We start from the raw sequence: 24251 nt of genomic DNA on the forward strand, positions 1-24251 counted from the left end.
ATTTTGATTTGAACTATACACTCGTTACTTTCCTTGAAGGTTCCAATAAAATCATCGCTTGCAGAACCTGACTAACCACGTATCTCCACTCTCGGCCCAAGGAACTTTGGTTGTTTATCAAATATATTATCGAGGAACACTTTTACTCTTGCAAGCTTTTCTCTCATGGCAACTTTGAGCCCGACAGATTTACTCACGTCTTTTGCATTATATCCCACAACTGTCATCTTTTGTTTTTCTGAAATAAATATAGCCCGCTCGTTATGGAAAGCCTGCGAAATAACGGTAAGTGAATCCTGGCCAAAAATTTCCTTTGCTCTTATCATCGAATCAAAAGTCCGGAAACCAGCATAGTCAAGATATATCTTTGTAGAGTCAATTCCCATCGCAATAAGGTCCGATTTCATTGTCGTTGGCTCATCATATTCGACCCTGCTGTTGTCGCCACTGACAATGAGATACTCTATCTTACCTGCACGAAATAACTCTGTGGCTGCCTGAATACGGTAACGGTAGTAATAATTCTCATATCCATTCGAAAGAAACTTCGCTGTTCCCAAGAGCAAACCTACTTTATTGGAAGGAACAGCATTTACATCCGAAAAAGTCTTACCGGCAGCATTATCAGCAACGCTTTTGTCGCAATAAAAGATAAGGGATAAAAATGCAATCAGCAGCAAGACAAGAACCGAGACTGCTTTCCTAAACATTTTTCCTTTCACAAAAATTTGAATTGACTATAAAATAACAGATATAAAATTGAAAAGTCAACCCTGAGTACTGTAGTCTGTAAGAAACAGCCTGAATTGGAAATTTGATGATCCCGGAAAAATAATATCCATCTGTAGTTATTTACTTTTAGATTGAGCATCTTCTGCAGCTGTAAGAAATCGATCCAGTTTCGGCATGAATTGTGGCATCTTATCACAGTTCATAAAGAATACATAGGCTGTTCGCTGATCTTTGAAGAAAAGAAAATTACCCATGAAATCTCCGTTATTTCCACCGTGGTGATATTTTATTCCATAAGGCGTTTTCTCAATAAAAATTCCGGAGCCAACCCAGATACCCGAATTCGGATCCCCGGGTGTAGGGGCCTTACCTTCGATCTGCGGAGCTGACATTTGCCGGAATATGCTTTTATCACCTTTATCTTCGTTCATCAATGCAATTAAAAATTTCGCATAGTCCTGAGCGTTTGTATGCAAGGTGCCGGCCGGATGCGCACGAAGTGGTTTAAAAACCTGCGTCGGTTCATTTTTTTCATAGCCCATGGCTTTATGCTTTTCCAATTCATCATTCCAGATCATGAATGAGTGCTGCATTCCCAGGGGAATGAATACCTCTTCCTTTAAAACTTCCTGCAGATTTTTGCCTGTGATTTGTTCAACCACAAGACCCAGGTAACCATAAGCCTCACCCGAATATTCGAACTTCGTTCCCGGATCGGCATCGATAGTAAGTTCACGGAATTTTTCATGCCTCCAGTTAGGCAAACCACTGGAATGATTGAGTACCATCCTTGCAGTAATAAGCTCATAACGTTTGTCATGCGAAATATCTTTGTAGGGATAGTACTTATAAAGTGGAGTATCCAGATTCAGAACACCTTTGCCAGCCAGTTTCAGTACGGCATAGGCGAACACCGGTTTTGTCATGGAAGCCGCTTCAAAAAGGGTTTGCTCATCTGCTTTAACATTCTTTTCCTTATCCTGCATACCCAGGGTTTGCGTATAGACGACTTTCGAATCTTCAATCAAAACAATCGACAGTCCCACAATTCCAATAGAATCCATTTGCGAGTGAAGAAACTTATCTATTTCAGTTTTTGACCGATAACCTTTGCCGTCAATGGATTTAATCTTATCCTTTGCGGGCGTAATGGCCTGGCCTTTACCTGGGGAAGAAAAAAACGTACACGAAACAATGATGAATGCGGCAATCCGGCTCATAAGTTTTCAGCTGTGAACGGGATATGACGAGAGAAGATACGATAAGGTTACAGGACAAAATGCATATTGATGCTCAGCCAGGTGAATTCTGGAAAAGAGTTATCGGGAGTAAAAATCAATTAATTTCATCTTTATCCCGGGATAATTGAAGTGGCGAATCATCACAACATTCCCACCAAAACTTCCAGAACGGTTTTTTAATCTCCTTTTTTGAATGCCGACGCGGGGCGATAACTCTTTCCGTTCCACATTCCTGGTCATCGGGGACTTTTTTCCAATCGATACTTTTTATGTCAATCTGTTGCACAACAGAGCCGTTCCAGTCAATTTGAAATCCATATCTCTTCCTATCATTTAAAGCTTGAATTTCTATGTATCCCTTTTGTGAACTTTGTCTCATCGTGGTGCAAAAAATCTGCACACAATGACACACAGCACAAATACACTGATATTCATTACTGACGGTGAAAAGGAAAATTATTTCAGGTTATACTTCTCATCATCACATAATTCCGATAGGTATTTGTCTCCATAGGAAAATCTACTTCGCCAATAGAAATAAATCCATGTTTCTCATAAAAAGCAACAGCCCTTCCATTTTTTGTATAGACCTCCAGCCAGAGATGTTCATGTCCACTTTTCCTCAACATGTCTTCCACTTCTTTTATCAATCCATGTCCAACTCCCTTTCCATAAAAACGTTCCAGTACATAAAGCTTACTGAGTTCGGGCGCATTGATATTTTTAATCGGACATGTCCTTCCGAAAATGATTTCAGCAACACCGATCGGATTGTCATTAAAATAAGCAATCATCAATTGATCGGGGTCAGCTGCAATAGTCGACTCAATATGTTCAACAGAAAATCTTTTCGTGATGAAGTTGGCAAATTCAAAAGTTACTCCTTCCGCCGCATAGGTTTGGATGTATACCGTTTTCAGTAAAACTGAAATGCGAATGGAGTCTGTGATTTTTGCTCTACCAAATGTGATCATGCATTTTAATCAAGCAGATGAAAGTTTGATCTATTGGATATTCGTTTTCTACCCCACTCTTTTACTCAGCCATTCCAGTATATCCTTCATCACCACTTCCCTGTCAATATCATTCAGCAGGTCATGATAATGTCCCTCATAAAATTTCAGCGTTTTATCTTCAGACGAAGCACTATCATAAAAATGCTGACTGCCGCTGGGTTTGGTGGCTTTGTCAGAAGTACCGTGGAGAATCAATAACGGAAGTTTAATAGATGACATCTCCTCCTTTAACCTGATGTCAGCAAGCGATAATTGCTGCACCGTTTTCGTCGGCTGTACTTCATTTGCAATCAGCGGATCATTGTTCATGAAATCAACCGCCGACTGATTTCGGGAAAAATCTTCATTTTTTAATCTAAGAACATGCGCATGCGGAAACAAATGACTCAGCCCTCTTAGGACTGCTACTGCAAAATCTGGTGCAGGTACTTCAAATGCAAAACTTTCACAGATGAACCCTTTCAGTTTCTGCTGATAGCTCAAACTGTAGATAGCAGATAATACGCCGCCTGCACTATGCCCTAATAGAAATACCGGCAGTCCTGGATGAGCCGCTTTTGCTATCTCCACCAACTTGTCGAGGTCCTCTACGAACGCATTGTAATCAGCAATATAATACCGTTCACCATCCGACTGACCCCTTCCGGGGAAATCGATCCCATATACTTCGAAATTGTTAGCATTCAATTGCTCAGCCGTCCATTGAAAATATCCGCTGTGGGAATTGAATCCATGTGCCAGAACAACAACAGCTTTTGGAGCACCGGCAGATCTCCAGTGGCGGTAAAAGACTTTGCAGTCATTTTTGGTAAGAAATGTATTTGTCCTGGGTTGATTGTTTGCTTGCATATTGTTCTGGTTTTTGTTGCCGGAGAATGTTTCGTTCATAAAACCTGAATCAACGTTGAGTATTTTCAACAAGACAGATGATTCCAGGGAAGTACATATTCTAAACAAGTGCGCACGTCCATCGATGAAAGTTTAAAGTAAGGAAAGTGTTTCATTTTTTTACCTGAATATTGCTGAGGCTATGGGTACTTTTCCTTCACATATTTAATCGTCGACTTGCTCAGTTTTTCCAACGTATCAAGATTCAGATCAGTGAGTTTCTTGAAATAAATACAGGATTTTCCCATAGTGTATTTTCCCAGTTTATCGAGATACTTTTTATTGTCATTGTCGGCACATGTCACATAAAGTGAGAACTCAGCCTTACGCGGCGAAAATCCAAGCAATGGACAATCTCCTTCATGACCACTCGCATATTTATAATGATATTTCCCAAAACCAACTATTGTCGGCCCCCACATTTTAGGCTCAGTTCCCGTCCACTCCTGCATCAGTTCGATAAGACGAAAGCTGTCTTTTTTCTTTTCTTCTTTGTCAACATATGAATTGATGAAATCTGTGACGCTGACTTCGGTTTCTGCAGTTTTGTTTTTAGTAGCCATCTGTAGAAATGATTTTCTGGTTTGTGTTGTTCATTGAGTGATTGTAGGGTGCTGCGTAGCGGGTATGGAGTTTCTCAATCTTTTTATATGGCAGCGTGGGAAATCTGACTTGTTGAAATTAATGAACAAATTTGAAAATAAATATCCTGCTGAAATAATCGTCGCTGAGTGTACAAAGAGGTAGACGGTAAGCAGGTGAGGTCGGAAAGAGGAGGAAAAAAAGCAATTATTATAATTTAGAATTAGTCAACGATATCAAAATGCAGTGGCTGTTGATCACAGATAAGCTTAGACAGGCATACCGACGGTCGGAGATGTTTTCCGCGTATTCTGCATGTATTTGATCTGGGTCGATCTGCGGAAAATATTTGTAGATCTTGCGGGGGCTTCAATTTTCCCGCAGATTGCACTCCTTGTTGGTGTTCCCGCAGGACTCCAGTTGGATGCCCGCTATAGCCTGGAACGCCAACAAATATGTAACATACGTGGCAATCCCAGAACTCTGGAAATAAAATGAAACAGGCAGCGACGCAGTAAGTGAGAATAAAAAAAGTGCTACGTGAAACCGGAAACAAAATTCTAATTAAACCAAACCGCATAACCCTTTCGCCTTAAATCCAACGCCAGTTTCTTCTCCTGGAATAACGCCTCCTCCCTGGTCATTGGTGTAAGATTGATATGATTATAAAGACCTGGCCGCAAATAGCCTCCGTATTTCTCGACGATATGCGCGGAAAGTTTATGCCCCTTTTTATTTCTGTAACCAGTCCTGTGCTGCTTAAGCCTCTCGGCAGGTGTTTTACTCGTCATGCCTACATAAAGACATTCCAGCACGCCATTGAATTGCGGGTTTGCATTTCGAAACCGATAGTCTTCAGTAAATACTCTCTTAGGTAGTTCAATCACATATACCCGGTAAACTGTTGTCGGCATGCAGAAAGTCTTTGTTGTAATCACTGATGTTGAAATGCTAACCACGATATTTAATTTCCATCAGCAATAATTCCCTATTTTCTTTTGGACAAATTCGCCAGCAGATGATCCAGCTGAGCCAATGTCGCTTTGAACCCTTCTGTAAATCCCATTTCAATCATCTTCTCCATGCGCTCCAGGGAATCATTGTATATTGAAATGCTTACTTTGGTTATACCATTTTTTTCACCAAAGTTGAAATCCCAGTCCGAACCTGGTAAAACCGGGTTCTCATCTGCATCTGCAAAAGCATTGAACATTTTGAAATTGGTCTTCGGACTGATCGACGTATAGGTATGCATCGCCCACCGTTCCTGCCCTTCCGGAGTGACCATCGCGTAAAATCTTTTTCCACCAACCTCAAAATTCATATATTTTGTCCTCGACAGGAATGGTTCAGGCGCCCACCACTGATCAAGGATTTCCTTTTTGGTAAACGCATCCCATACCAGCGGAAGGTCAGCATCAAATTCTCTCGTTACATAAACAGTCTTTGCTTCTTTATCTACCGTAAAATCAAATAACAAATTGTTGATCATTTTCTTTGTTTTTTCATTGTGGCCAATACCTTGTCAAGTTGGTTAAACCGGGTTTCCCAGATTTTTCTGAATTGCTCGAGCCATTTATCAATCTCTTTCATTTTCTGAATCTGAAGGGAATAATAGATTTCACGCCCTTGTTGCTCCTGTTTTACCAGCTCACATTCGGTGAGAATGCGCAGATGTTTGGAAACCGATTGCCTCGTGGTATGAAAATTTTCTGCAATGGCATTGGGTGTCATTGCCTGCACTGCAATCAGGGTGATAATTGCTCTTCTCGTCGGGTCGGCTATTGCCTGGAAAATGTCTCGTCTCAAAAGATTTGAATTTTATTTTAGAAACCGTTTGGTTGCAAATATACGCGCAACTATTCGGTTTCGGTAAATTTTTTTTTTGAATTCTTTACATGGTAATGGGTCAGGAATCTGCGGGAACATTTTTCTGACAAAACATTTTATACCACGGGCTGCCGGTCGAGGTCACTATACGGGTAATAACCTGCATTTTTGAGTTTATCAATGAGCTTTTCGCTTCCGTTTGCCCTGGCAAAATCCATCTCACTTCTGAAAACCTGCATACAAAGGAGCAAATGATGTTTCCTGATGCCTATTTTAAATTTTTTATTATCTGGTTCATATAAATCAAAAACTAAACAGGCATTTTCTTCATTTTCTCCGCCAGGAATTTCGCAGGTTTCATTTGGATTAATTACGGCCTGTCGCGAAAAAAATCCGATTGTTGTAAAGATCCCACAGACTTGTCTTTCGATTACATTAAAGGCATTCGGGTGATTGTCATCTTTTTTGTATTCATACTTTGTAAATGCAACAAGCTCATAAGTTCCCAATCGGTTGGGGAGCGGCCCTGATCCATCCGGCTCTAAAAGCTCCATGGTTGCAAAACCGGTTCCTTTAATATGATCGGGGAAATAGTACATGTCAACTGCACCTCCTACAGAAAACGGAACTATAGCATGCCCCACGAGGTCGTGCATTTTTCCAAGGATGTCTTCGAGGCCATTCTTTTTCTGCTCATAGTCCTCCAGGTATTCCTGTTCTGAAAATTCTTTGGGTGCTTCTTTAACCCATTTACCAAATAACTTCTTAAAAAAATTCATTACTAAATTTTGGCAGATGATATATACCTTACTTATGAATAACTGCTCTGGTCAATCTTTTTTGCAAAACCATTCAACCGAAACATACAAATTAAGCATCCGGATGTAAAACACCGGCAAAATTTTCAACGATTCTCCGGATGATGTATTTCCCTGATGTGTTTATCTTTCTCAGTCTTTTTAAAAAAATTGAAATCACCTATATCACCTTCATTACCTTGCAGATATATACCTCAACCTCCTTAACAATCACCTGTTGAAGAAACTTTGCATATTAAGTCCGGTCTTACTATTTTCAGTTGCATCCCTTTGTATCGTGATGTCTTTTCACCAACCGGAACGGGAAGCGTTTCGCCCTCCCAATATCATCCTTATCATTGTTGATGATCTTGGTTACAGTGATCTCGCTTCCTATGGCAACACGCGAATTCACACGCCTCATATGGACGCTCTCGGAAAAGAAGGTGTTCGCTTTACACATGCGTATGTGACTTCGCCGATCTGTTCGCCTTCACGCATGGGCATCATGACAGGCCGCTACCAGAATCGTTTCGGAAGTGAATACATGCCTTACGATAATTTTGATCCGGAATTCCTAAAAGATATGCGCAGCCATTTTCTTCCATTTCATCGGAAAACGGAAGGAATGAAGTCGATGAAACCTTCGCTGACGCTTAACCGGAAGAAATTCAGGAGTGGGGTGGGCGAAGATGAAATTACACTTGGAGAGGTTCTGAAAAAGAATGGTTACGCCACTGGCCTTGTTGGAAAATGGAACCTCGGTGATGTGCCCGGCAGTCATCCTTCTGATAAAGGTTTTGATTACAGTTATTTTTTTTCAGGTGCGCTGACACGTTATGTAGTTGATCCTGTAGACAACAACCGGTATGTGCATGTGCGACTTCCCTGGTCCTTTTCCGATTTGCCGGCATGGGCACCAAGATCCGGATCTTCTGCAATACATGAGGGTAAGGAAACGGTAATTGATACAGGCTATCTCACTTTTTCATTCGCAAGAAAAGGAACCGAGTTTATTGAGGCAAACAAAAATCATCCGTTTTTCCTGACACTTTCCTTTAATGCCCCACATGATCCCTTCCAGGTGCCGAAAGATTATTTTGACCGGATAACAAACGAACAGGATAGTGTGAAGCGGATTTATTTTGCGATGATAGAAGCGCTGGATGACGCAATTGGAACAGTAGTGCAGAAAATAAAATCAGCAGGTATTGAAGAAAACACAGTTATTTTATTCCTGAGTGATAACGGAGGCGCTACCTACACGAGAGCTACGGATAACGCACCATTGCGTGGTGGTAAGTGCACGCACTTCGATGGAGGACTAAGAGTTCCCTTTTTTATAAAATATCCTGGTACTGTTCCTGGCGGACAGGTGTACAATCATCCGATATCATCGCTGGATGTTTTTTCAACCATTGCTGGGATCTCGCGTACTCCATTGCCTGCTGATCGTCCGTATGATGGTGTAGACCTGATGCCTTTTCTGAAGGACAGCAGCCGTGTACCACATGAAATCTTTTACTGGCGAAACGGCTATTCAAAAGCCGTCAGGAAAGGCGATTGGAAATTGTACATCAACAATAAAAACGATAAAATGTTTCTTTTTGATATGGCTCATGATGAGGAAGAGAAGCACGATCAATCAGTAGCAAATCCGGGGAAGGTAACGGAGCTCATGAAAGAACTCCAGCTGTGGGAGAAAGAAAAAACCGTTAAACCGGCATGGCCGAGTACAGCAGATGTTTTAATTGATGTCGATGGTGAGATTTATTTTTTCCCGGGTTGAGCCTTTCAGTTTAACCGCAACTACTGAACCTTAAAAAGTTGGATTGTATAGTCCAGCAACTCTTTATTTCCAGACTTTCCGTGCCCGGGAACGACAATCTTTACTTCCGGATATTCCCGCTTAACATTCTCTACAGTACCAGACCAGGTTGCAAGATTTGCATCCCCCAGAAATCCTTTGCTGGCACCTACTTCTTTTATTAAACAACCGCCAAAAATGATGTTATCCGTAGGGAAATAGCCAACGACATTATCTTTTGTATGCCCTTCTCCGAAAAACTTTGCACTGATATTGTTATCTCCCACTTTCAACTTAAGGGAATCCGTGAAGCTATTCTGAGGTACGGCAAATTTTCTCTCTTTCGCAAGTTCTATGGTTTTTAACGATGCATAGGAAGGAATATTATTATCGTGAAATGCTTTCAGTCCACCTAAACAATCGTCGTGAAAATGAGTAGGAATGACCGCATTGATTTCGCAATGAAGATTATTTTTTATCCATTTGATTAATTCTTCGGAACTCTTGTCGTTGGTTGGAGTGTCAAATACGATCACTTCATTTTTATCTTTCACAATAAGACCGTTACAGGGTACATTCCCAAAATCATTGGTTTGCAGAAATGAAACATGAACAAAAGAGTTCTCAGCAACCTGGATTATCACCAGGGCTTTCGATTTGTAAATTTCCCTGGGTTTGAATGACTTTGATTTTTGAGCGTTACTGGTTAAAAAAGTAAAGGAGAAGATTACTAAGAGAAGGGTACTTATAATGGATTTCATTTTTATTTTTAGATTTTCAGAATTGCAAAGTTTTACAAATATAGAATGAGCAGATTGTTATTACTAGCTTTTATCCTGGTTTCCCGTTTATAAATCTTGTTTTCATTTACTCTAAAAAATCCTGGTTAGAGATGCCAAACGATCTCCTTATATTCAATCAGCGTCCATCTGCGGGGAAATCTCCCCATAACATGTAGTGCTGCTTTTAAGAAAGTGAATCTCCCTCAGGTCATCGCAGATCGAAAGGCGTACAGATTTTCACTTGCAACCGTTTCTTAATCTGCCAACTTCCTGATATACATTTACCGTTCCTTTCCGATACTTACCGACTTTCCGGATACCTGAAATAAAAATCCACGACATCGATTGCAGCAGCCAGTAGACGGTAAGCAGGTAAACCCGGGAAGAATACGGGAAATTTTTATCCGATTAAATGTCACCAATCAAAAACAAAATAGAATTCAATCTTTAAGCTTCGTCATCGACAGAACTGCAATCTCAGATCCTTCAGCGAGCATTACTGAATCTGGTTGCCTTGTATTCAACATCGAAAACTCATTACCATACATCTGATCAAACTGCACATTAACCGAATACTCTTTCACCGGATAAACTTTCCATCGCGGATGTTCCACCTGGTACTGCGAAGAACAGTTCTGATTTACCGGCGCATATCCCCAGTAATGTTCAGTAATAAATTCTTCTTCAGAATCAGGTACAATTTCCTGCGGTTGAGGATCAGCTATTACTTTAAAATTATTCCAGAATTTCCTGTGCCTCCAGGAATAGGAAACAGAAAGTTCGGTATCTGAAACATTCCATTGATGTTTCATCGGAAGTGTAACATACTTTTCTTTATAGATCGCATTTGCAACAAATGTCAATGCAGGTTTCGGTACAATTTCCTTAATGAAAGTCACGCCTCTTCTCCACCCCGTGGTATCTTTATATCGCACATAAAATCGAAGATTGACTTCTTCGAAATGTTTATGAAATGGAATTGAAAATCCTTTCAACCTGGTATTGATAAACCTGAATCCAACAAGACTTACATAACAGTCTCCATTCCAGGTATCAAACTCTGTTTTATAGGGCAGAAAAGGCAACAATATTTTCGGATCAACGCTGTAGTTGGCAATTGCCAGTTTTCTCCATTCTGCTGTCAGGAAATTTGAAGCCATAGCAACTTTAATTCAAAATTTTATTTCTTCCCCTTCCCCTTCAACGCCAGAATTTCTTTACTGTTTTCAATTCTGTCCTGCAGATCCCGCAGCAATCCTTCGTCAGTCAGATCAATCGCGTGGGAATTTTTCCAATCGTGCTTAGCTATCTTGTGCAGTCTGTCAACAATTTCTTCATCATTGATCTCAATGGCAAGCTCACGACGTTTGTCAAAACTTCCTGGTGCCAGGTTTATGGACCCGACAATTGCACGGCTTCCATCAGCAATCAGCATCTTACCATGCAGTTTGAGATGTTTAAGTTTATGGACTTTTATTCCAACATCGTCCATAATCCGTAATCCACCGACGCCTTCAATCAATTTATCTCTTGATAATGTATGTGGGCTTCTGGCCATCACATGAACTTTTACGCCACGTATGGAAGCCCGTACCAGTCTTTCGATAATTATTGAGTCCTGAAACCTTTCATTCTGCACAAAAAGCGAATGCCTGGCATGGTCGATGAAAGTGGCGATCCGCTCCCTCCCGTTCCCGGTGCACCAGATAAGTTTTGCGTTCTCACCGGAATCGAAAACGCTGCGGTTCCAGTCTGCATCAAAACAGGACATAACTTCCATGACCTCGGATCTGTGATCGGTTATGATGGCGTAATCGCGTGTTGTTGTCAGGTTTTCTGTTTCAAAATTCAGGGAATTTACAAAAGCAATTTTCTCATCAATCACCATTGACTTTTCGTGTGTGAGTCCGAATGCACTATTGCTGTCTTTAACATCAATACCCGCTGCTGACAGCAGCTTAAAAGTGCCGGCATTATTTAATTCACCTGACCGGCGCCCGGGATTCAGCATTACCTTAACCTCAACGCCTCTCCCTTTTGCAGTAATTACGGCATTGATCAGGCCCGGGTCGTTAAAGACGAACATTTTTATCCGTATCGACTTTTTTGCGGTATGTATAGCCTCCAGGATCGATTTTCCTGTATCATCAGGCAACACAATCAATGTTCTCCTCGCCATATCAACTAAGTTAGTTATTAAGCATATGTATCAGCCTTCAGACCGTATCCGGTTTCGTACCTTCCTGTATCCTGTACAGGCTGGCGTATTCTTTATTTAAAGCCAGCAGTTCATCATGTTTCCCCTCTTCCGTGATACAACCGTCATTCAAAACCAAGATCCTGTCAGCATAACGGATGGCACTGAGTCTGTGTGTTATAATCATCACCGTTTTATCTTTCATCAGTTTTTCAAGCGCATCCAGAACGAGGTGCTCGGACAAACTATCCAGCGCCGCTGTCGGCTCATCCAGAATCAGTATAGGAGAATTTCGGATAATTGCACGCGCAATACCTATTCGCTGACGCTGACCTCCGGAAAGAGATAGTCCGCGTTCACTTACCAGTGTATCGTATCGCTCCGGCATTTTCAGAATAAATTCCTCACAATTTGCGAGCCTGGCTGCAGTCTCGATCTCATCATTTGTTGCATTCGGTTTTCCATAGGCGATGTTTTCCCTTACTGAACCATAGAACAAAACCGTATCCTGCAATACAAACGCAATCTGGTTACGCAATCCTTGCAAGTCAAACTCAGTAACATCAGTTCCGTCTATCAGTACACGGCCGGAATCCGGATCATAAAAACGGGGAATCATACTGACCACTGTTGACTTCCCGCTGCCGGTTGGTCCACATATACCGATTTTTTCACCTGGTTTTACAGAGAAATGAATATCCCTCAGTACGGGGTGCCTGCCGTCATAGGCAAATGAAACATGTTCGAAACTTATTTCTCCCCTGATCTTTTCGGGCATTACGGCCCCTGGCTTCTGCGGAATCACTGCGTCGGCATTCAGTATATCCATTACCCGCTCCAGCCCCACTGACGTCTGAGCAATGGTATTGGTCATTTTTGCCAGATCCTGAACAGGTTTGAAAAATTTACCGAGGTAATTCAGAAAAACCATCAATGATCCAATCGTCATTGCGCCAGCGACAATTAAGTGAGCCCCACGCCAAAGGACAACCGCAGTACAGAGCGCTATAATTATTCCGACCGTCGGGGACACCAATGACTTGATCTTTCGCGCGTGAAGTGCAGCGGCTACGGTCTGGTGACTCGCTTCCTGCAATCGCGACTCCTCCAGATCCTGCCGGCCGAAGGCTATTACGGATCTTATAGAATCCAGGCCCTGCTGTAAAACAGAAACCATCGAACTCTGCTTGTCTCTCATGTCATGCGTCGCTTTTTTAACTGCCTTCCTGAATCTTTTTAAAAACATTACCAGGAAAGGCGTAACGGAAACCGCGATCAGAGTAAAATCCCAGTTAAGAACGAACATGATCCCGATCATTCCGAAAATTGTAAGTGCATTTATCAGTATGCCTAGCAGTGAGGAAGAAATGAAATCCTGTATCGTTGTGACATCAGTTGTGATCGTGCTCATTAATTTACCCACCTGGTGCGACTCATAGTATGGCAACGATAACCGCTGCAGGTGATGATATATTCTTTGCCTGAGATCATTGGCTACGTTTTGAGAAACATATTCCGTGTAATAATTTTCCAGGTAGCTGGCGAAAGCTGAAACAGCTGCAATCAAAACGACCAGAATCGCACATGCCAATGCAAGCGCCATTTTATCTCCTGTAAGATTCAACCCGTCCATGAATGAGGACAGCCAACCCGGCATCGGATACTTGCCGACAACGCTGTCCAGTACAATTTTTAAGGGCCAGGGAGCTGCAAGACTCATCGCCGTCTCGATGATCATCGCAAGGAATAACACGATGAGCCATTTAGTGTAAGGCCTTGCCAGATCACGGAGTAAATGATTGGTTGCCCTGCCATCATGTATAGAGACACGCGCAGTATTGTCATTAATTTTTTTTGAATCCACATGATTCATATCCTGCAGCATTGATCGTTGAGAGGATAATTTTATACCATACGCAAAAAGTTCAGGTTCATATCCCCGCGAGTGGCGAAGAGTCTGCGACAGGACAAAAGTACGGTCGAAATATTTGCATTTTCTTCCAGCCACCAGGGGGAAATCATAGCATACGTGGCATACTTCATCACCGGGAATGCCTTTTGATCACCAGGAACCATATCATGCATTTCTTTTAACTTTTCAATTTCAAAGAATTCATTTTTCCTCCGTCAACTACCGACCAGGGAATATTTAAAATTGATGGAAGCAGGTGAGTAACTGGCAACTGCGCCAGAAATAAATTTGCTTTTAACTTTATGGTACTGAAGTTAATTGTTACTCAGGAGATTTTAAATTGATTTTCCAGGGTCTGATTTACCTGTCATGACGAATAATTCCTGTTCAGCCATTGCACAATCTCCTCCCAGCATTCCACCGGAATTTTAGCATGTGTTGCATTCTTCATGATCCGGAATTCCTTTTTATCTCCCGGAACCAGGTCATAGAATTCTCTTACTTTTTCAACTTCAAACAGTTCATCCTTTTCACCTGCACCTACGAGAACGGGAATATGCAGAGTTGATGGCAGCCTTAACTTTTTTACATCCAGCATCGTAACAAATCTCGGCGTGTACCTGAAATTAAAAAGCGTGTCTTCGGTGACGGTCATACCTTCCCTGTAATATTCCACTGCGCGATACGATGGACGCAGAATAGCGCTGGATATGAGTTTGCTTTTCTGAAAAAATGAGATCGGTTTATTTAGCCCTTTCCTTCCTTCGTATGCACCGGAAAGTAAAACGAGTCCGGCAATTTCATCCGGCACACTATCAGCTGCGCACATGGCTGCCGCCACACCAAGGCTATGCCCGAGTACAACCACTTTTGAAAAGCCAAGACTCTTCACATATTTTACAGCATCTGTAAGATCGCCGATCCAGCGGTCTTTTCCCGGACTATCGCCGCGATTACCGCCGGAAAGACCATGACCTCTGTAATCCAGTCCGAAGACGTTATAACCACCTTTTGATATCGGATCTCCGCCCATACTGTAAGGGCCGCTGTATGCAGTGAAGCCATGAAATATGAGTACAGCAACATCCTTTTTCACCTGTGCGATCGTGTCGGGCATCCAGCGACGAAGAAAAAGCGTTTCGCCATCACTTGCTTTGAACAGTTCATGCGGACCATTAAAACTCTCGCGCATTGCTGTTGCGCGTTCCGGCGAGATGCCCTTGTTTTTTATTTTCCATTCCGTCGGTAAATAAGCAAGTACCACTACTGTAATGATCAGGGCTACTACCAGGAAAAGTAGCATGTATAGAACTCTTTTGAATAATTTTTTCATATAGCGTTGAAATGAGCCGGGTGACCAACTTTATGCTATTGAAGTTAATAGTTGGTATGGAGAGTTTTACATTGTTTTTTAGGAGGCGGCGCAAGGAAGAGTCTGTTCGTTTAAGACTAATATTAATGAGGTTGACATTTTTTGAACCACATAGGACACGTAAGGCACAATAGATTGTCTTCAGTGTGACTGTGTTTTCTATGAAAAGAATGCACTTTAAATTCATTTTTTTGAACCACATAGGACACGTAAGGCACAATAGATTGCCTTTCTATGTGCCTGTGTCTTCTATGAATAGAAGGCACTTCAAATTCATTTTTTGAACCACATAGGACACGTAAGGCACAATAGATTGCCTTTCAATGTGCCTGTGTTTTCTATGAATAGAACGCACTTCAGATTCATTTTTTGAACCACATAGGACATATAAGGCACAATAGATTGCCTTCAGTGTGCCAGTTTTTTTATGAATAGAACGCACTTCAAATTCATTTTTTTGAACCACATAGGACAAATAAGGCACAATAGATTGCCTTCAATGTGCCTGTGTTTTCTATGTGGTGCAAAAAAACCAGCGAAACACCAATGGAAATGACTCCTCTCCTCTTTCGCGAAGCGGGAGAGGGGGCGGATGGGTCACAGTTTACCATAACCGCTGGCAGCATAAAACTTCCTGAAATCTTTTATATTCAGAATATCCACTACTGCCTGGCTTTTATTCGCTGCTTTATCATAATAAGCTTTTACAACTTTATATCCCATCCAGTAACCAAGGTCGGCAGGCCTTGATTTATCTTTTGTGGTATACAACCAGGTTCCCCAGTCATCAGTAAACATGGTTTTCTGAAACTCGTCCCAGAGATCTTTTTCATGTGCATCCCCATATACATAGAATGGTTTATTGGAATGACCACCGGTAACCAGTTCGCACAAAAAATCCGCTGACCCTTCGCGAATACTTTGCGCGAGCAGAGAATTGTCATTCGCATAATTCTGCTGAAAATGAATCAGCTCATGAACTACCACCTGGTTGACGACATTGATGTCAAGTCTCGGTTTAAAACCTTCCACTTCTTTGCCAAACATTTCCGCGCCAATGATCAGGCCACCGTCGAAAGTGGTACCACCGGAATTTCTCGCACCAATTACGAAATAGATGTCGGGAAATACCGCCGCAGGATAAATCTTTTTGAAGCCGGCAAAATATTGATAAAGTGTATCTTTTTTTGAAGAAATCGATAGTGAACTCCCGCGGATTTTTTGATAGTAACCTGTATCCTGAAGGATAACCCGCACCAGATTTTCCCCGCTCTCTATCCGCATGGGAATAAATCCTTTCAATCCTGCAGAGCCGCGATCCAGGTAATTTTTCTGGAAACGATCGCCGTCCAACGCTGGCTTTGTTTCGTCAAAAATATTCCAAAATACGGGAATATCTTCTGTGTGAATGATGGCCTTGGTCGGATCCGTGGCGAACTTCGTTTGAGCGCTGGCGGAACTAAATATTAAAAGCAAAGTGAGACAAGGCAGAAAGGACTTTCTCCGGCAGGACTTAATGGAACTCATTTTGGTGAAATTAGGCTAGAAAGCTGGACGGGTGAATAGTGGAAAATGTTACAGGCTGGTTTTGTTTTTATTTTCAATGAAAATACAGACCAGTATTTATTATCGTCGACTTTGTCTCACGTCTAAAAAATCGATGTTATTACCATCAATAACTACCATGCCCGACTTTCTACCCCTGGTTAAATAGGCAGCAAAAGGAGAACCCTCTGATAAATTAAATAGGCAAACCAGTTTTCGACCAGCCTGAATAAACCGGCTATCGTGAAAATCTATTGTTCTATTGAATAATCTTTGTCGCTCAAAAACCGTGTCGTTTTTGTGCACTGCTATAAATGTCGAGGTGTCGCTACAAACTACGGAGTAAAGACTGTCGCCAACCCCAAAGGAAACCAGCGACATCAGATCATAAGAATAGTTACTCTTAACTCCTCCGGTCGGATTTATTTCCCCTCTGTTTTTCAAGCTGTCAACATCGACATACCAGTTGCAATGGTTTTTCATTTTCTCTTCCTTTAACTCGTATAAATGTTGAGGATTGGGTACAAACAGGAAACTCATACTTCGTCCCAGATGTGCAAGATTGTTACAAACCACATACTGACCTTTAAACCTTACAACCTGCCTTGCACAGGTTGCAAAATAAGAGTAAGTTTTGTTTGTGGCTTTGTCACGAAAAAAAACAGAACCCCCAAACTCTCCAGCGCAGCAGGCATAAACGTAGTACGAAGAATCATCGTACAAAAAGTTTCCGTATATTCTTCTAACCTTTTCATATTTCCTTAGATTAAAATCTTTGTCAATAAAAAATGTTTCATCGTCCGTCGCCAAAAACACGGTGTCTTCGAATGTAAATAAGTAGCTTGTCTTGTAATTATTAAATCGTTCTTCAAGCGAATAAACTCTGTTCAAACTTGTGTCGAGGACAATCATTTGTTTATTGTCCTGTAAACAGATAATGTTCTCGTTAAAGTACGCGATAGAGGAAATTGTTGTGTCAGTTTCCAGTTCTGCGACTCGAGAGTTAAAATGCACCTGTGGAAGTAAAATCTGATCCTGATTCTTACACGATGACAGGATAAGTAAAATACAGGTAACAAACAGGAAGTTTCTCATAGATTCAGAATATTGAAATGGCACAGTCAATATCTACAAAAAATTCTTAATCATAACTTAATTTTTAGGTGTCCTGACAAATTTTTCAGCGGGATGAGCATGCAGAATATGAGAATAATGTATTTGCAGATAGGAAAGGTTGACGTGTTAATTCAAAATGTTTTGTGCCAGGATAGCCAGGATATCCTTATTGCATTTAGCATTATAAAGACTCTACCTCTTAGTTCAAAATAATTAAATCCACGCTTCATTTTACCGGATCTATTTTCTCAAAACGGGTAAGCTTTATATTGTTCGACATAATTTCATCGATGTTGAGCTCAACCAGTTTACGCATTTCAATAAAATAATCTCTATTATCCTTCCAAAAATCAGCTTCTGAATGTAAGACAGCCTGCAAAAGATCCCCTGGATAAAAATCTCCTTCTGCCAGAATATTCTTCCTAAGCTCATCGATGGCGATTGGAATCAGAAACTTCAGACCAATATTCTGACCGATCATAATTCTCAGATCACCGATTGAAAATTCGTCGAGCGGCTTTTTTCTCAGCTTATGACAAGTTATCACCAAATTACTATCGTAACCGGGCTCACCCCAGTAATCTTTTTCCAGGTTTTCTAAGGTTTTAGTTTGCCAGTTGTTTTCAAGCTTCATCGACTATCATTATTGACTAACTCTGTATCGAATTTTTCACTCCATACCGTATTGCTTCTTCAAGCACATCCATATTGATATCCTGCAATGCTTTAAACTTTATACAATACCCTGTCACGCTTGCCTTGCCGATTTTTTTTCCAAAAGTTTCGGACAAGTATTTTTTATCCTTGAGGCCAAGAACATACACAGATATCCCGGAAGTGTTGGCGCTCATTCCAATCTGATAAAAATCTTTGGATGTTCCATCAGCGTATTTTATGGTGTAAAGACCATAGCCAATATTAGGATTGGAAACAATCTTACCACTGCTGTCTTTGCCATTCAGGAACCAGAGTTTTGTGTCCGGCATTATTTCCAGGATGTTTTTGTGCAACACCTGCATATCATTCCGCTTTGCCTCAGGTTGACTGGCGATGTATTCTTTGATTTGTTGTTTAATTGTCATGGCGATTGTCCTGCCGGATGTTAATGTCTATCATTTATGAATCTGTAAATGTAAAATTTCCTGAAAATCTATACATGTCTGTTCCCTCTACTTTCTTTCGCACCAGTAAACTTACATTACCGGGTTCTAACATTTTACGTTCTACGTTCTACGCAGCGAAACTCTTCTAAAGTTTCCGGTCAACGTTACCAACCAAAATTCTTGTCCCTTCTGATTTCATTGACGATCTTTAATCCCGCATGAATTTATTTACTGAAAAAGGAGCGGTGATTATTACCTGTCCCAAACGGCTTGCACCTTACCTGGAGAAAGAAGTCATTGAACTTGGATTTCAGCCGGAAGAAACGTTTATTACAGGAGTACGTATTCACGGCTCCATCAATGAATGTATTAAGCTAAATCTGAATCTTCGCTGTGCCAGCCAGGTGTTGTACAGCCTGCAGAAATTTGAAGCAGAAAGCCCTGATGATATTTATAAAAATCTGGCAAACTACCCCTGGGAAAATATTTTACCCGAGCCCGGTTATTTTTCCATCACCAGCAATGTAAATAATCCTACGATCAACAACAGTATGTTTGCCAATCTTCGGGTTAAGGATGCTATCGTGGACAGGCTGCGCGAAAAAAGAGGTGTAAGACCTGAAACAGGCTCAGCGCTTACCGGCGCCGTGATTCATCTCTTCTGGAAAAATGAAAATGCGGAAATATTTATTGATACATCCGGAAATTCTTTGGGTCGACACGGTTACAGAAAAATTCCGGGACAGGCGCCGATGCTGGAAGCCCTTGCTGCTGCAACCATTTACGCTACGCAATGGGATCGGAAATCACCTTTCGTAAATCCTATGTGCGGTTCAGGTACTGTTGCTATCGAAGCAGCAATGATCGCGACCAACAGGCGACCAGGATTATTCAGAACGAACTATGCTTTTATGCACCTGCAGGGTTATGATGAATCCGTCTATCTGCAGGAAGATGCGTTACTCGAAAATCAAATCATTGATGTGCCTGGTCTCCGCATCATTGCCACAGACTACAGTGCAAAAGCGATTGAAAATGCGAAGAAGAATGCCATTGCTGCGGGTGTTGCGCCGCTTATCGATTTTGATGTTTGTGATTTTGCAGAAACCGAAGTGCCGCAACATGTGCCTGGGATATTTTACGTTAACCCGGAATATGGAGAACGCCTTGGCGAGGTTGTTCAGCTGGAAGAAACCTATAAACGCATTGGTGATTTTATGAAAAACAAATGCGGTGGATATTGGGGCTATGTGTTTACAGGCAATATCGATCTTGCAAAAAAAATCGGACTGAAAGCCAAACGCAGGATAGAATTTTACACCAGCGTGATTGATTGTCGTTTACTGGAGTACGAGTTGTACAGCGGAAGTCGTTCGGCGAATAAAGAGCGATAGCCCTGCAACCCGATGCATTTTCCTGCTGCAACAATATTTGAACCACATAGATTAACATAGGGTACATAGGCACATAGAAAATCTGATGTGCCTCCATGTCCTATGTGGTTCAGAAAAAAATCACCACTAAACTAATCCAGCCCTTTTGCTTTGCTCTTTACCTTGTCATATAGAGGCTGACCTTATGTGCCTCCATGACCTATGTGGTTCAAAAAAAATCACCATTAAATAAATCCACCATTTAGTTTTGCTCTTTACCTTGTCATATAGAGGCTGTCCTTATGTGCCTCCATGTCCTATGTGGTTCAAAAAAAATCACCACTAAACTAATCCAGCCCTTTTGCTTTGCTCTTTACCTTGTCATATAGAGGCTGACCTTATGTGCCTCCATGACCTATGTGGTTCAAAAAAAATCACCATTAAATAAATCCACCATTTAGTTTTGCTCTTTACCTTGTCATATAGAGGCTGACCTTATGTGCCTCCATGACCTATGTGGTTCAAAAAAAATCACCATTAAATAAATCCACCATTTAGTTTTGCTCTTTACCTTGTCATATAGAGGCTGACCTTATGTGCCTCCATGTCCTATGTGGTTCAAAAAAAATCACCACTAAACTAATCCAGCCCTTTTGCTTTGCTCTTTACCTTGTCATATAGAGGCTGACCTTATGTGCCTCCATGACCTATGTGGTTCAAAAAAAATCACCACTAAATTAATCCAGCCCTTTTGCTTTGCTCTTTACCTTGTCATATTGAGGCTGACCTTATGTGCCTCCATATCCTATGTGGTTCAGAAAAATCACCATTAAATAAATCCACCATTTAGTTTTGCTCTTCACCTTGTCATATAGAGGCTGACCTTATGTGCCTCCATGTCCTATGTGGTTCAAAAAAAACTCACCACTAAATAAATCCACCATTTAGTTTTGCTCTTTACCTTGTCATATAGAGGCTGACCTTATGTGCCTCCATGTCCTATGTGGTTCAAAAAAAATCACCACTAAATAAATCCACCATTTAGTTTTGCTCTTTCTATTAAACCATTCTTCATACACCATGGAAATTTCAGCACTGCAGCAAATCGTCAGAGACAGGTATTTTAAAACAGATAATGACAGAGGTATCTATCACACTGCTCTTTGGTTTCACGAAGAAGTAGGCGAACTCTCTGCAGCCATTGCCAGCGGTGATATCCCGAATGCAAAGGAGGAACTCGGAGATGTGTTGATGTGGTTGCTGACATTAGCCAACCTGATGAATATAGATATGGATGAGGTTGTCAAAGACTATTTAAATAATCCGCGGAAGCTGCCGTCAAAATAAACTGTTGTAATTAAAACCGATCCTTAAAAAGTGGTTGCTCTTTCCTTTTCCGCATTAGTTTTTAATACACTTCATTTCTGCTTTTTTCTTGATAAAAAAGTAGCAAAAAATCAAGCCTGCCCGACAAGCCCTGGCAGGCGGGGCTGACGAAAAAAGGCTAAAAATGAAGCTTCCCGGCTTCATTTTTAGCCTTTTTCTAAGGGCCATTGAAAACAGCCCTTATTTCGAAGGTCTCAACAAATTCTTTCAAAAATACTTGCAATATGAAAAACTGTCCGACATAGCGTGTACATAATGGGAAATATTTTACATTACTTTGCTACCGCAATCTTTATCTTCTTATTCTTCAGTTTCTGATCTTTGATCAAATGAAGCATGTGATTAACCTTTGACTTCCTTACTCCAACAAATGAAAAGAAATCTTTTGTTTCTATCAAGCCGATATCTTCTTTTTTCAACTGCCCTTTGTTAGACAGAAATCCGACAATATCCACCTTATTCACTTTATCTTTTTTCCCGGCGTCGACAAACAATGTTGACCATTGCGGTTTTTCCGGTAGTGTTGTAGTGGCAGGCAGCTCTATTTTTTCTACCTCACCAGTAACAAAATCCGGCAATTTTTCTTCAGGAGACAAAATAAGAATCGCAGTACCACTGGCATCCATCCGCGCAGTTCTTCCGTTACGATGCGTATATACTTCCTCGGTTAGTGGTAACTGGTAGTGAATGATGTTTCGGATATGAGCAATATCAAGCCCCCTCGACGCAAGGTCAGTAGTCACCAGGATGTTGGAAGTTCCATTTCTGAATTTACACAATGCAGCATCTCTCTCCTGCTGTTCCATCGCGCCATGATAATATACATTGACAATATCTTTCTCTTTCAGTAACGCACTTGTCCGTTCCACTGACTCGCGATGATTGCAAAAAACAATTGCCGGCCGGTTGCCCACCATGCAGATCAATCGGAACAGCGTCTCCAGTTTGTCTTTACCATCGCTATGCAATACTTTAACTGCAAGTCCGGTATCCTGATCTTTTTCATTCAGAAAATCCAGCGAGTGCAGATCATCGATACCGACAAAACCAGGAATCTCCAGTCCTTTTGTAGCGGAGATCAATATTTTTTTCTTCAGAGATTTTAAGGACCCGATGATAAATGACATTTCCTCCTGGAAGCCGAGTTCCAGCGATTTGTCGAATTCATCCAGCACCAATGTTTCAATAGTATCGACTGTGATATTTCCTCTCCGGATATGATCAGCCAGGCGGCCAGGAGTTCCAATCAGCAGGGCCGGTGGTTGAATCAGGTTGTTTTCTTCTATTTCTCTTTTGTGTCCGCCATAACAACAGGTTACCTTAAGATCCGTGCCCATGCTTTTAAACACCGATTCAATCTGCAGTGCCAGTTCACGCGATGGTACAATGATGATCGCCTGTGTGCTTGTGTTTGCAGGGTCCAGCATTTTTACCAACGGCAGCAGGAACGCAAGCGTTTTGCCCGAGCCTGTAGCCGACAGGAGCTGTACCTGGCTATTTGCATCAATAGCTTCTATCGCAGCCAGCTGCATTTCATTGAGCGACTTGATTTTTAGTTTTGATAAAATGCTATCGAATGAAGTATTTGTTGTTGACATACCGGCAAAGGTAAGCCGGTTGTGGATACCGGAGCTTCTTTGCTGTTCCTCTGTGAACACCCTGCTTTCACTCTGTGTTTTGATGTTTTATTGAATAAAGTTGACGGCTATCTGAAGTCCAAACCCAGAACACTACAAGGAACAACGCTCAGACGAATACCTGCTTTTTGCCGTATAGTTTAATATCAGTACGTTTGACATATAAGAAAAAAGTTCCAATCAAACACATTGCTATGAAATCTTCGGCTATACTACTGTTTGTGTGCATTACTGCAACAAGTAACGTTTTTGCTCAGCCACTACCTAAAAAACCAACACGCATTGATGTTGGGTCTTATAACCAGGCCAATCTGTTAAAAATAGATCTTGGAATTACAAAAACAAAGTTGCTGGAAGTAATGGGAGGTATTCAGAAAATCCAAACTTATACCCAAAGCAGTTTTGTGACAAAGAAAGAAGACATCATCATCAACAATCCTTTGAACAGGGAATTTAAAACGGATACTGCTGGTAATACAATAGAAATCATCTGGATTTATACCAATACAAAAAAGTCGGAAGGCGAAATTACCAAAGAACAGCAGACGCCCATTGTACTTGACAAAAATGCTGTTGTTGGCATGGGCTGGGATTTCTGGGAAGATTATGCAAAACGTAAAGGAATTACGATTGAGCCGAGATGAGTGCTGGCTTCACGCTTATTTCCAATTACATGCTCGTAAAAACGCTCCTGCCACTCAAAAGGCAAATTTAATTTTCGTGCCTGAGTTTTTACAGAATATTTGATACCTCGAATAATTGAAGGAAGATTTTTAGATTGAGGACTAAATTTATTACCGGCATGATTGTCTGTTGCCGTGGTCGTACTTGCAGAGACGTCATGCACGACGTCTTTGCAAGTACGACAAAGCCATGGGCTTTTCAGTTTTTCTGAACCACATAGGGAACATAGAAAATAAAGGCACATAGAAAAA

25 protein-coding genes are annotated in these 24251 nt (G+C 41.3%); 4 read left to right on the forward strand and 21 right to left on the reverse strand.

The genetic code is table 11. The features are described 5' to 3' along the window. Positions 1 to 71 precede the first annotated feature (71 nt). From P2W82_RS21405 to P2W82_RS21450, 10 genes are all read right to left on the reverse strand, one after another. Positions 72 to 710, reverse strand: coding sequence for a SanA/YdcF family protein (locus P2W82_RS21405; protein WP_336517989.1), 639 nt, complete (start codon positions 708 to 710; stop codon positions 72 to 74). A 138-nt stretch (positions 711 to 848) separates the two neighbouring features. Then, a complete protein-coding gene (locus P2W82_RS21410) occupies positions 849 to 1952 on the reverse strand; it encodes a serine hydrolase domain-containing protein (protein ID WP_336517990.1) in 1104 nt (367 codons plus the stop codon). A 115-nt stretch (positions 1953 to 2067) separates the two neighbouring features. Further along, positions 2068 to 2352: a hypothetical protein gene (locus P2W82_RS21415; protein ID WP_336517991.1), complete on the reverse strand. Its 285-nt coding sequence runs from the start codon at positions 2350 to 2352 to the stop codon at positions 2068 to 2070. 82 nt (positions 2353 to 2434) lie between these two features. Next, positions 2435 to 2947 carry a GNAT family N-acetyltransferase gene (locus tag P2W82_RS21420; RefSeq protein ID WP_336517992.1) on the reverse strand — a complete coding sequence of 171 codons (513 nt, stop codon included), beginning with the start codon at positions 2945 to 2947 and terminating at the stop codon, positions 2435 to 2437. A gap of 48 nt (positions 2948 to 2995) precedes the next feature. Continuing rightward, positions 2996 to 3838 (reverse strand): alpha/beta hydrolase, encoded by an 843-nt coding sequence (locus tag P2W82_RS21425; protein WP_336517993.1) that lies wholly within the window; start codon positions 3836 to 3838, stop codon positions 2996 to 2998. A gap of 179 nt (positions 3839 to 4017) precedes the next feature. Beyond that, the gene (locus tag P2W82_RS21430) at positions 4018 to 4440 is read right to left on the reverse strand and encodes a DUF1801 domain-containing protein (protein WP_336517994.1); all 423 of its coding nucleotides are present in this window, start codon (positions 4438 to 4440) and stop codon (positions 4018 to 4020) included. A gap of 579 nt (positions 4441 to 5019) precedes the next feature. Next, positions 5020 to 5373 carry a ribose-5-phosphate isomerase gene (locus P2W82_RS21435; protein WP_336517995.1) on the reverse strand — a complete coding sequence of 118 codons (354 nt, stop codon included), beginning with the start codon at positions 5371 to 5373 and terminating at the stop codon, positions 5020 to 5022. Positions 5374 to 5447: 74 nt separating this feature from the next. Then, on the reverse strand, positions 5448 to 5951 hold the full coding sequence (locus P2W82_RS21440) for an SRPBCC family protein (protein WP_336517996.1): 504 nt from the start codon (positions 5949 to 5951) through the stop codon (positions 5448 to 5450). Continuing rightward, entirely contained in the window at positions 5948 to 6268 is a 321-nt protein-coding gene (locus tag P2W82_RS21445) for an ArsR/SmtB family transcription factor (RefSeq protein WP_336517997.1), read from the reverse strand. The genes P2W82_RS21440 and P2W82_RS21445 overlap by 4 nt, the downstream gene beginning before the upstream one ends. Positions 6269 to 6405: 137 nt before the next feature. Continuing rightward, on the reverse strand, positions 6406 to 7068 hold the full coding sequence (locus tag P2W82_RS21450; RefSeq protein ID WP_336517998.1) for a suppressor of fused domain protein: 663 nt from the start codon (positions 7066 to 7068) through the stop codon (positions 6406 to 6408). 319 nt (positions 7069 to 7387) lie between these two features. Here P2W82_RS21450 and P2W82_RS21455 point away from each other — a divergent pair, with 319 nt between their 5' ends. Further along, positions 7388 to 8875, forward strand: a complete 1488-nt coding sequence (locus tag P2W82_RS21455; RefSeq protein ID WP_336517999.1) for a sulfatase-like hydrolase/transferase — start codon at positions 7388 to 7390, stop codon at positions 8873 to 8875. Positions 8876 to 8895: 20 nt separating this feature from the next. On the opposite strand, the gene bla is transcribed toward P2W82_RS21455, so the two are convergent. The 10 genes from bla to P2W82_RS21505 all read right to left on the reverse strand — a co-directional run bounded on the left by bla (position 8896) and on the right by P2W82_RS21505 (position 18899). Then, on the reverse strand, positions 8896 to 9654 hold the full coding sequence (gene bla / locus P2W82_RS21460; RefSeq protein WP_336518000.1) for a subclass B1 metallo-beta-lactamase: 759 nt from the start codon (positions 9652 to 9654) through the stop codon (positions 8896 to 8898). A 461-nt stretch (positions 9655 to 10115) separates the two neighbouring features. After that, positions 10116 to 10835, reverse strand: coding sequence for a YqjF family protein (locus tag P2W82_RS21465; protein WP_336518001.1), 720 nt, complete (start codon positions 10833 to 10835; stop codon positions 10116 to 10118). Between the two features lie 20 nt (positions 10836 to 10855). Continuing rightward, positions 10856 to 11854: a phospholipase D-like domain-containing protein gene (locus P2W82_RS21470; RefSeq protein ID WP_336518002.1), complete on the reverse strand. Its 999-nt coding sequence runs from the start codon at positions 11852 to 11854 to the stop codon at positions 10856 to 10858. Positions 11855 to 11891: 37 nt separating this feature from the next. After that, on the reverse strand, positions 11892 to 13745 hold the full coding sequence (locus P2W82_RS21475; protein ID WP_336518003.1) for an ABC transporter ATP-binding protein: 1854 nt from the start codon (positions 13743 to 13745) through the stop codon (positions 11892 to 11894). Positions 13746 to 13777: 32 nt separating this feature from the next. Continuing rightward, complete coding sequence (locus P2W82_RS21480; protein ID WP_336518004.1) at positions 13778 to 13957, reverse strand: hypothetical protein; 180 nt, start codon at positions 13955 to 13957, stop codon at positions 13778 to 13780. Between the two features lie 194 nt (positions 13958 to 14151). Then, complete coding sequence (locus P2W82_RS21485; protein ID WP_336518005.1) at positions 14152 to 15117, reverse strand: alpha/beta hydrolase; 966 nt, start codon at positions 15115 to 15117, stop codon at positions 14152 to 14154. A gap of 636 nt (positions 15118 to 15753) precedes the next feature. Beyond that, a complete protein-coding gene (locus tag P2W82_RS21490; protein WP_336518006.1) occupies positions 15754 to 16683 on the reverse strand; it encodes a gliding motility protein GldB-related protein in 930 nt (309 codons plus the stop codon). A gap of 99 nt (positions 16684 to 16782) precedes the next feature. After that, positions 16783 to 17592: a hypothetical protein gene (locus P2W82_RS21495; RefSeq protein WP_336518007.1), complete on the reverse strand. Its 810-nt coding sequence runs from the start codon at positions 17590 to 17592 to the stop codon at positions 16783 to 16785. A 451-nt stretch (positions 17593 to 18043) separates the two neighbouring features. After that, positions 18044 to 18451 carry a contact-dependent growth inhibition system immunity protein gene (locus P2W82_RS21500; protein WP_336518008.1) on the reverse strand — a complete coding sequence of 136 codons (408 nt, stop codon included), beginning with the start codon at positions 18449 to 18451 and terminating at the stop codon, positions 18044 to 18046. Positions 18452 to 18467: 16 nt separating this feature from the next. Continuing rightward, the gene (locus P2W82_RS21505; protein ID WP_336518009.1) at positions 18468 to 18899 is read right to left on the reverse strand and encodes a DUF1801 domain-containing protein; all 432 of its coding nucleotides are present in this window, start codon (positions 18897 to 18899) and stop codon (positions 18468 to 18470) included. A gap of 239 nt (positions 18900 to 19138) precedes the next feature. Here P2W82_RS21505 and P2W82_RS21510 point away from each other — a divergent pair, with 239 nt between their 5' ends. Both P2W82_RS21510 and P2W82_RS21515 read left to right on the forward strand, forming a co-directional pair. Next, the gene (locus P2W82_RS21510) at positions 19139 to 20314 is read left to right on the forward strand and encodes a THUMP domain-containing class I SAM-dependent RNA methyltransferase (RefSeq protein WP_336518010.1); all 1176 of its coding nucleotides are present in this window, start codon (positions 19139 to 19141) and stop codon (positions 20312 to 20314) included. Between the two features lie 1059 nt (positions 20315 to 21373). Then, positions 21374 to 21640 carry a MazG nucleotide pyrophosphohydrolase domain-containing protein gene (locus P2W82_RS21515; protein ID WP_336518011.1) on the forward strand — a complete coding sequence of 89 codons (267 nt, stop codon included), beginning with the start codon at positions 21374 to 21376 and terminating at the stop codon, positions 21638 to 21640. 311 nt (positions 21641 to 21951) lie between these two features. Here P2W82_RS21515 and P2W82_RS21520 read toward each other — a convergent pair whose 3' ends face one another. After that, complete coding sequence (locus P2W82_RS21520; RefSeq protein ID WP_336518012.1) at positions 21952 to 23277, reverse strand: DEAD/DEAH box helicase; 1326 nt, start codon at positions 23275 to 23277, stop codon at positions 21952 to 21954. A 233-nt stretch (positions 23278 to 23510) separates the two neighbouring features. Here P2W82_RS21520 and P2W82_RS21525 point away from each other — a divergent pair, with 233 nt between their 5' ends. Further along, entirely contained in the window at positions 23511 to 23960 is a 450-nt protein-coding gene (locus P2W82_RS21525; protein ID WP_336518013.1) for a hypothetical protein, read from the forward strand. Positions 23961 to 24251 lie beyond the last annotated feature (291 nt).

The sequence above is a fragment of the Pollutibacter soli genome (assembly GCA_029269725.1).
GTDB classification, from domain to species: domain Bacteria; phylum Bacteroidota; class Bacteroidia; order Chitinophagales; family Chitinophagaceae; genus Pollutibacter; species Pollutibacter soli.

Coding starts and splice junctions, on each gene's coding strand:
- P2W82_RS21465 (WP_336518001.1), bottom strand. CDS start 10,835: ATGGCTTCAAATTTCCTGACAGCAGAATGGAGAAAACTGGCAATTGCC.
- P2W82_RS21470 (WP_336518002.1), bottom strand. CDS start 11,854: ATGGCGAGGAGAACATTGATTGTGTTGCCTGATGATACAGGAAAATCG.
- P2W82_RS21415 (WP_336517991.1), bottom strand. CDS start 2,352: ATGAGACAAAGTTCACAAAAGGGATACATAGAAATTCAAGCTTTAAAT.
- P2W82_RS21405 (WP_336517989.1), bottom strand. CDS start 710: ATGTTTAGGAAAGCAGTCTCGGTTCTTGTCTTGCTGCTGATTGCATTT.
- P2W82_RS21480 (WP_336518004.1), bottom strand. CDS start 13,957: ATGCATGATATGGTTCCTGGTGATCAAAAGGCATTCCCGGTGATGAAG.
- P2W82_RS21425 (WP_336517993.1), bottom strand. CDS start 3,838: ATGCAAGCAAACAATCAACCCAGGACAAATACATTTCTTACCAAAAAT.
- P2W82_RS21515 (WP_336518011.1), top strand. CDS start 21,374: ATGGAAATTTCAGCACTGCAGCAAATCGTCAGAGACAGGTATTTTAAA.
- P2W82_RS21450 (WP_336517998.1), bottom strand. CDS start 7,068: ATGAATTTTTTTAAGAAGTTATTTGGTAAATGGGTTAAAGAAGCACCC.
- P2W82_RS21510 (WP_336518010.1), top strand. CDS start 19,139: ATGAATTTATTTACTGAAAAAGGAGCGGTGATTATTACCTGTCCCAAA.
- P2W82_RS21420 (WP_336517992.1), bottom strand. CDS start 2,947: ATGATCACATTTGGTAGAGCAAAAATCACAGACTCCATTCGCATTTCA.
- P2W82_RS21500 (WP_336518008.1), bottom strand. CDS start 18,451: ATGAAGCTTGAAAACAACTGGCAAACTAAAACCTTAGAAAACCTGGAA.
- P2W82_RS21410 (WP_336517990.1), bottom strand. CDS start 1,952: ATGAGCCGGATTGCCGCATTCATCATTGTTTCGTGTACGTTTTTTTCT.
- P2W82_RS21430 (WP_336517994.1), bottom strand. CDS start 4,440: ATGGCTACTAAAAACAAAACTGCAGAAACCGAAGTCAGCGTCACAGAT.
- P2W82_RS21440 (WP_336517996.1), bottom strand. CDS start 5,951: ATGATCAACAATTTGTTATTTGATTTTACGGTAGATAAAGAAGCAAAG.
- P2W82_RS21455 (WP_336517999.1), top strand. CDS start 7,388: ATGTCTTTTCACCAACCGGAACGGGAAGCGTTTCGCCCTCCCAATATC.
- P2W82_RS21505 (WP_336518009.1), bottom strand. CDS start 18,899: ATGACAATTAAACAACAAATCAAAGAATACATCGCCAGTCAACCTGAG.
- P2W82_RS21475 (WP_336518003.1), bottom strand. CDS start 13,745: ATGAATCATGTGGATTCAAAAAAAATTAATGACAATACTGCGCGTGTC.
- P2W82_RS21525 (WP_336518013.1), top strand. CDS start 23,511: ATGAAATCTTCGGCTATACTACTGTTTGTGTGCATTACTGCAACAAGT.
- P2W82_RS21435 (WP_336517995.1), bottom strand. CDS start 5,373: ATGCCGACAACAGTTTACCGGGTATATGTGATTGAACTACCTAAGAGA.
- P2W82_RS21485 (WP_336518005.1), bottom strand. CDS start 15,117: ATGAAAAAATTATTCAAAAGAGTTCTATACATGCTACTTTTCCTGGTA.
- P2W82_RS21490 (WP_336518006.1), bottom strand. CDS start 16,683: ATGAGTTCCATTAAGTCCTGCCGGAGAAAGTCCTTTCTGCCTTGTCTC.
- P2W82_RS21520 (WP_336518012.1), bottom strand. CDS start 23,277: ATGTCAACAACAAATACTTCATTCGATAGCATTTTATCAAAACTAAAA.
- bla (WP_336518000.1), bottom strand. CDS start 9,654: ATGAAATCCATTATAAGTACCCTTCTCTTAGTAATCTTCTCCTTTACT.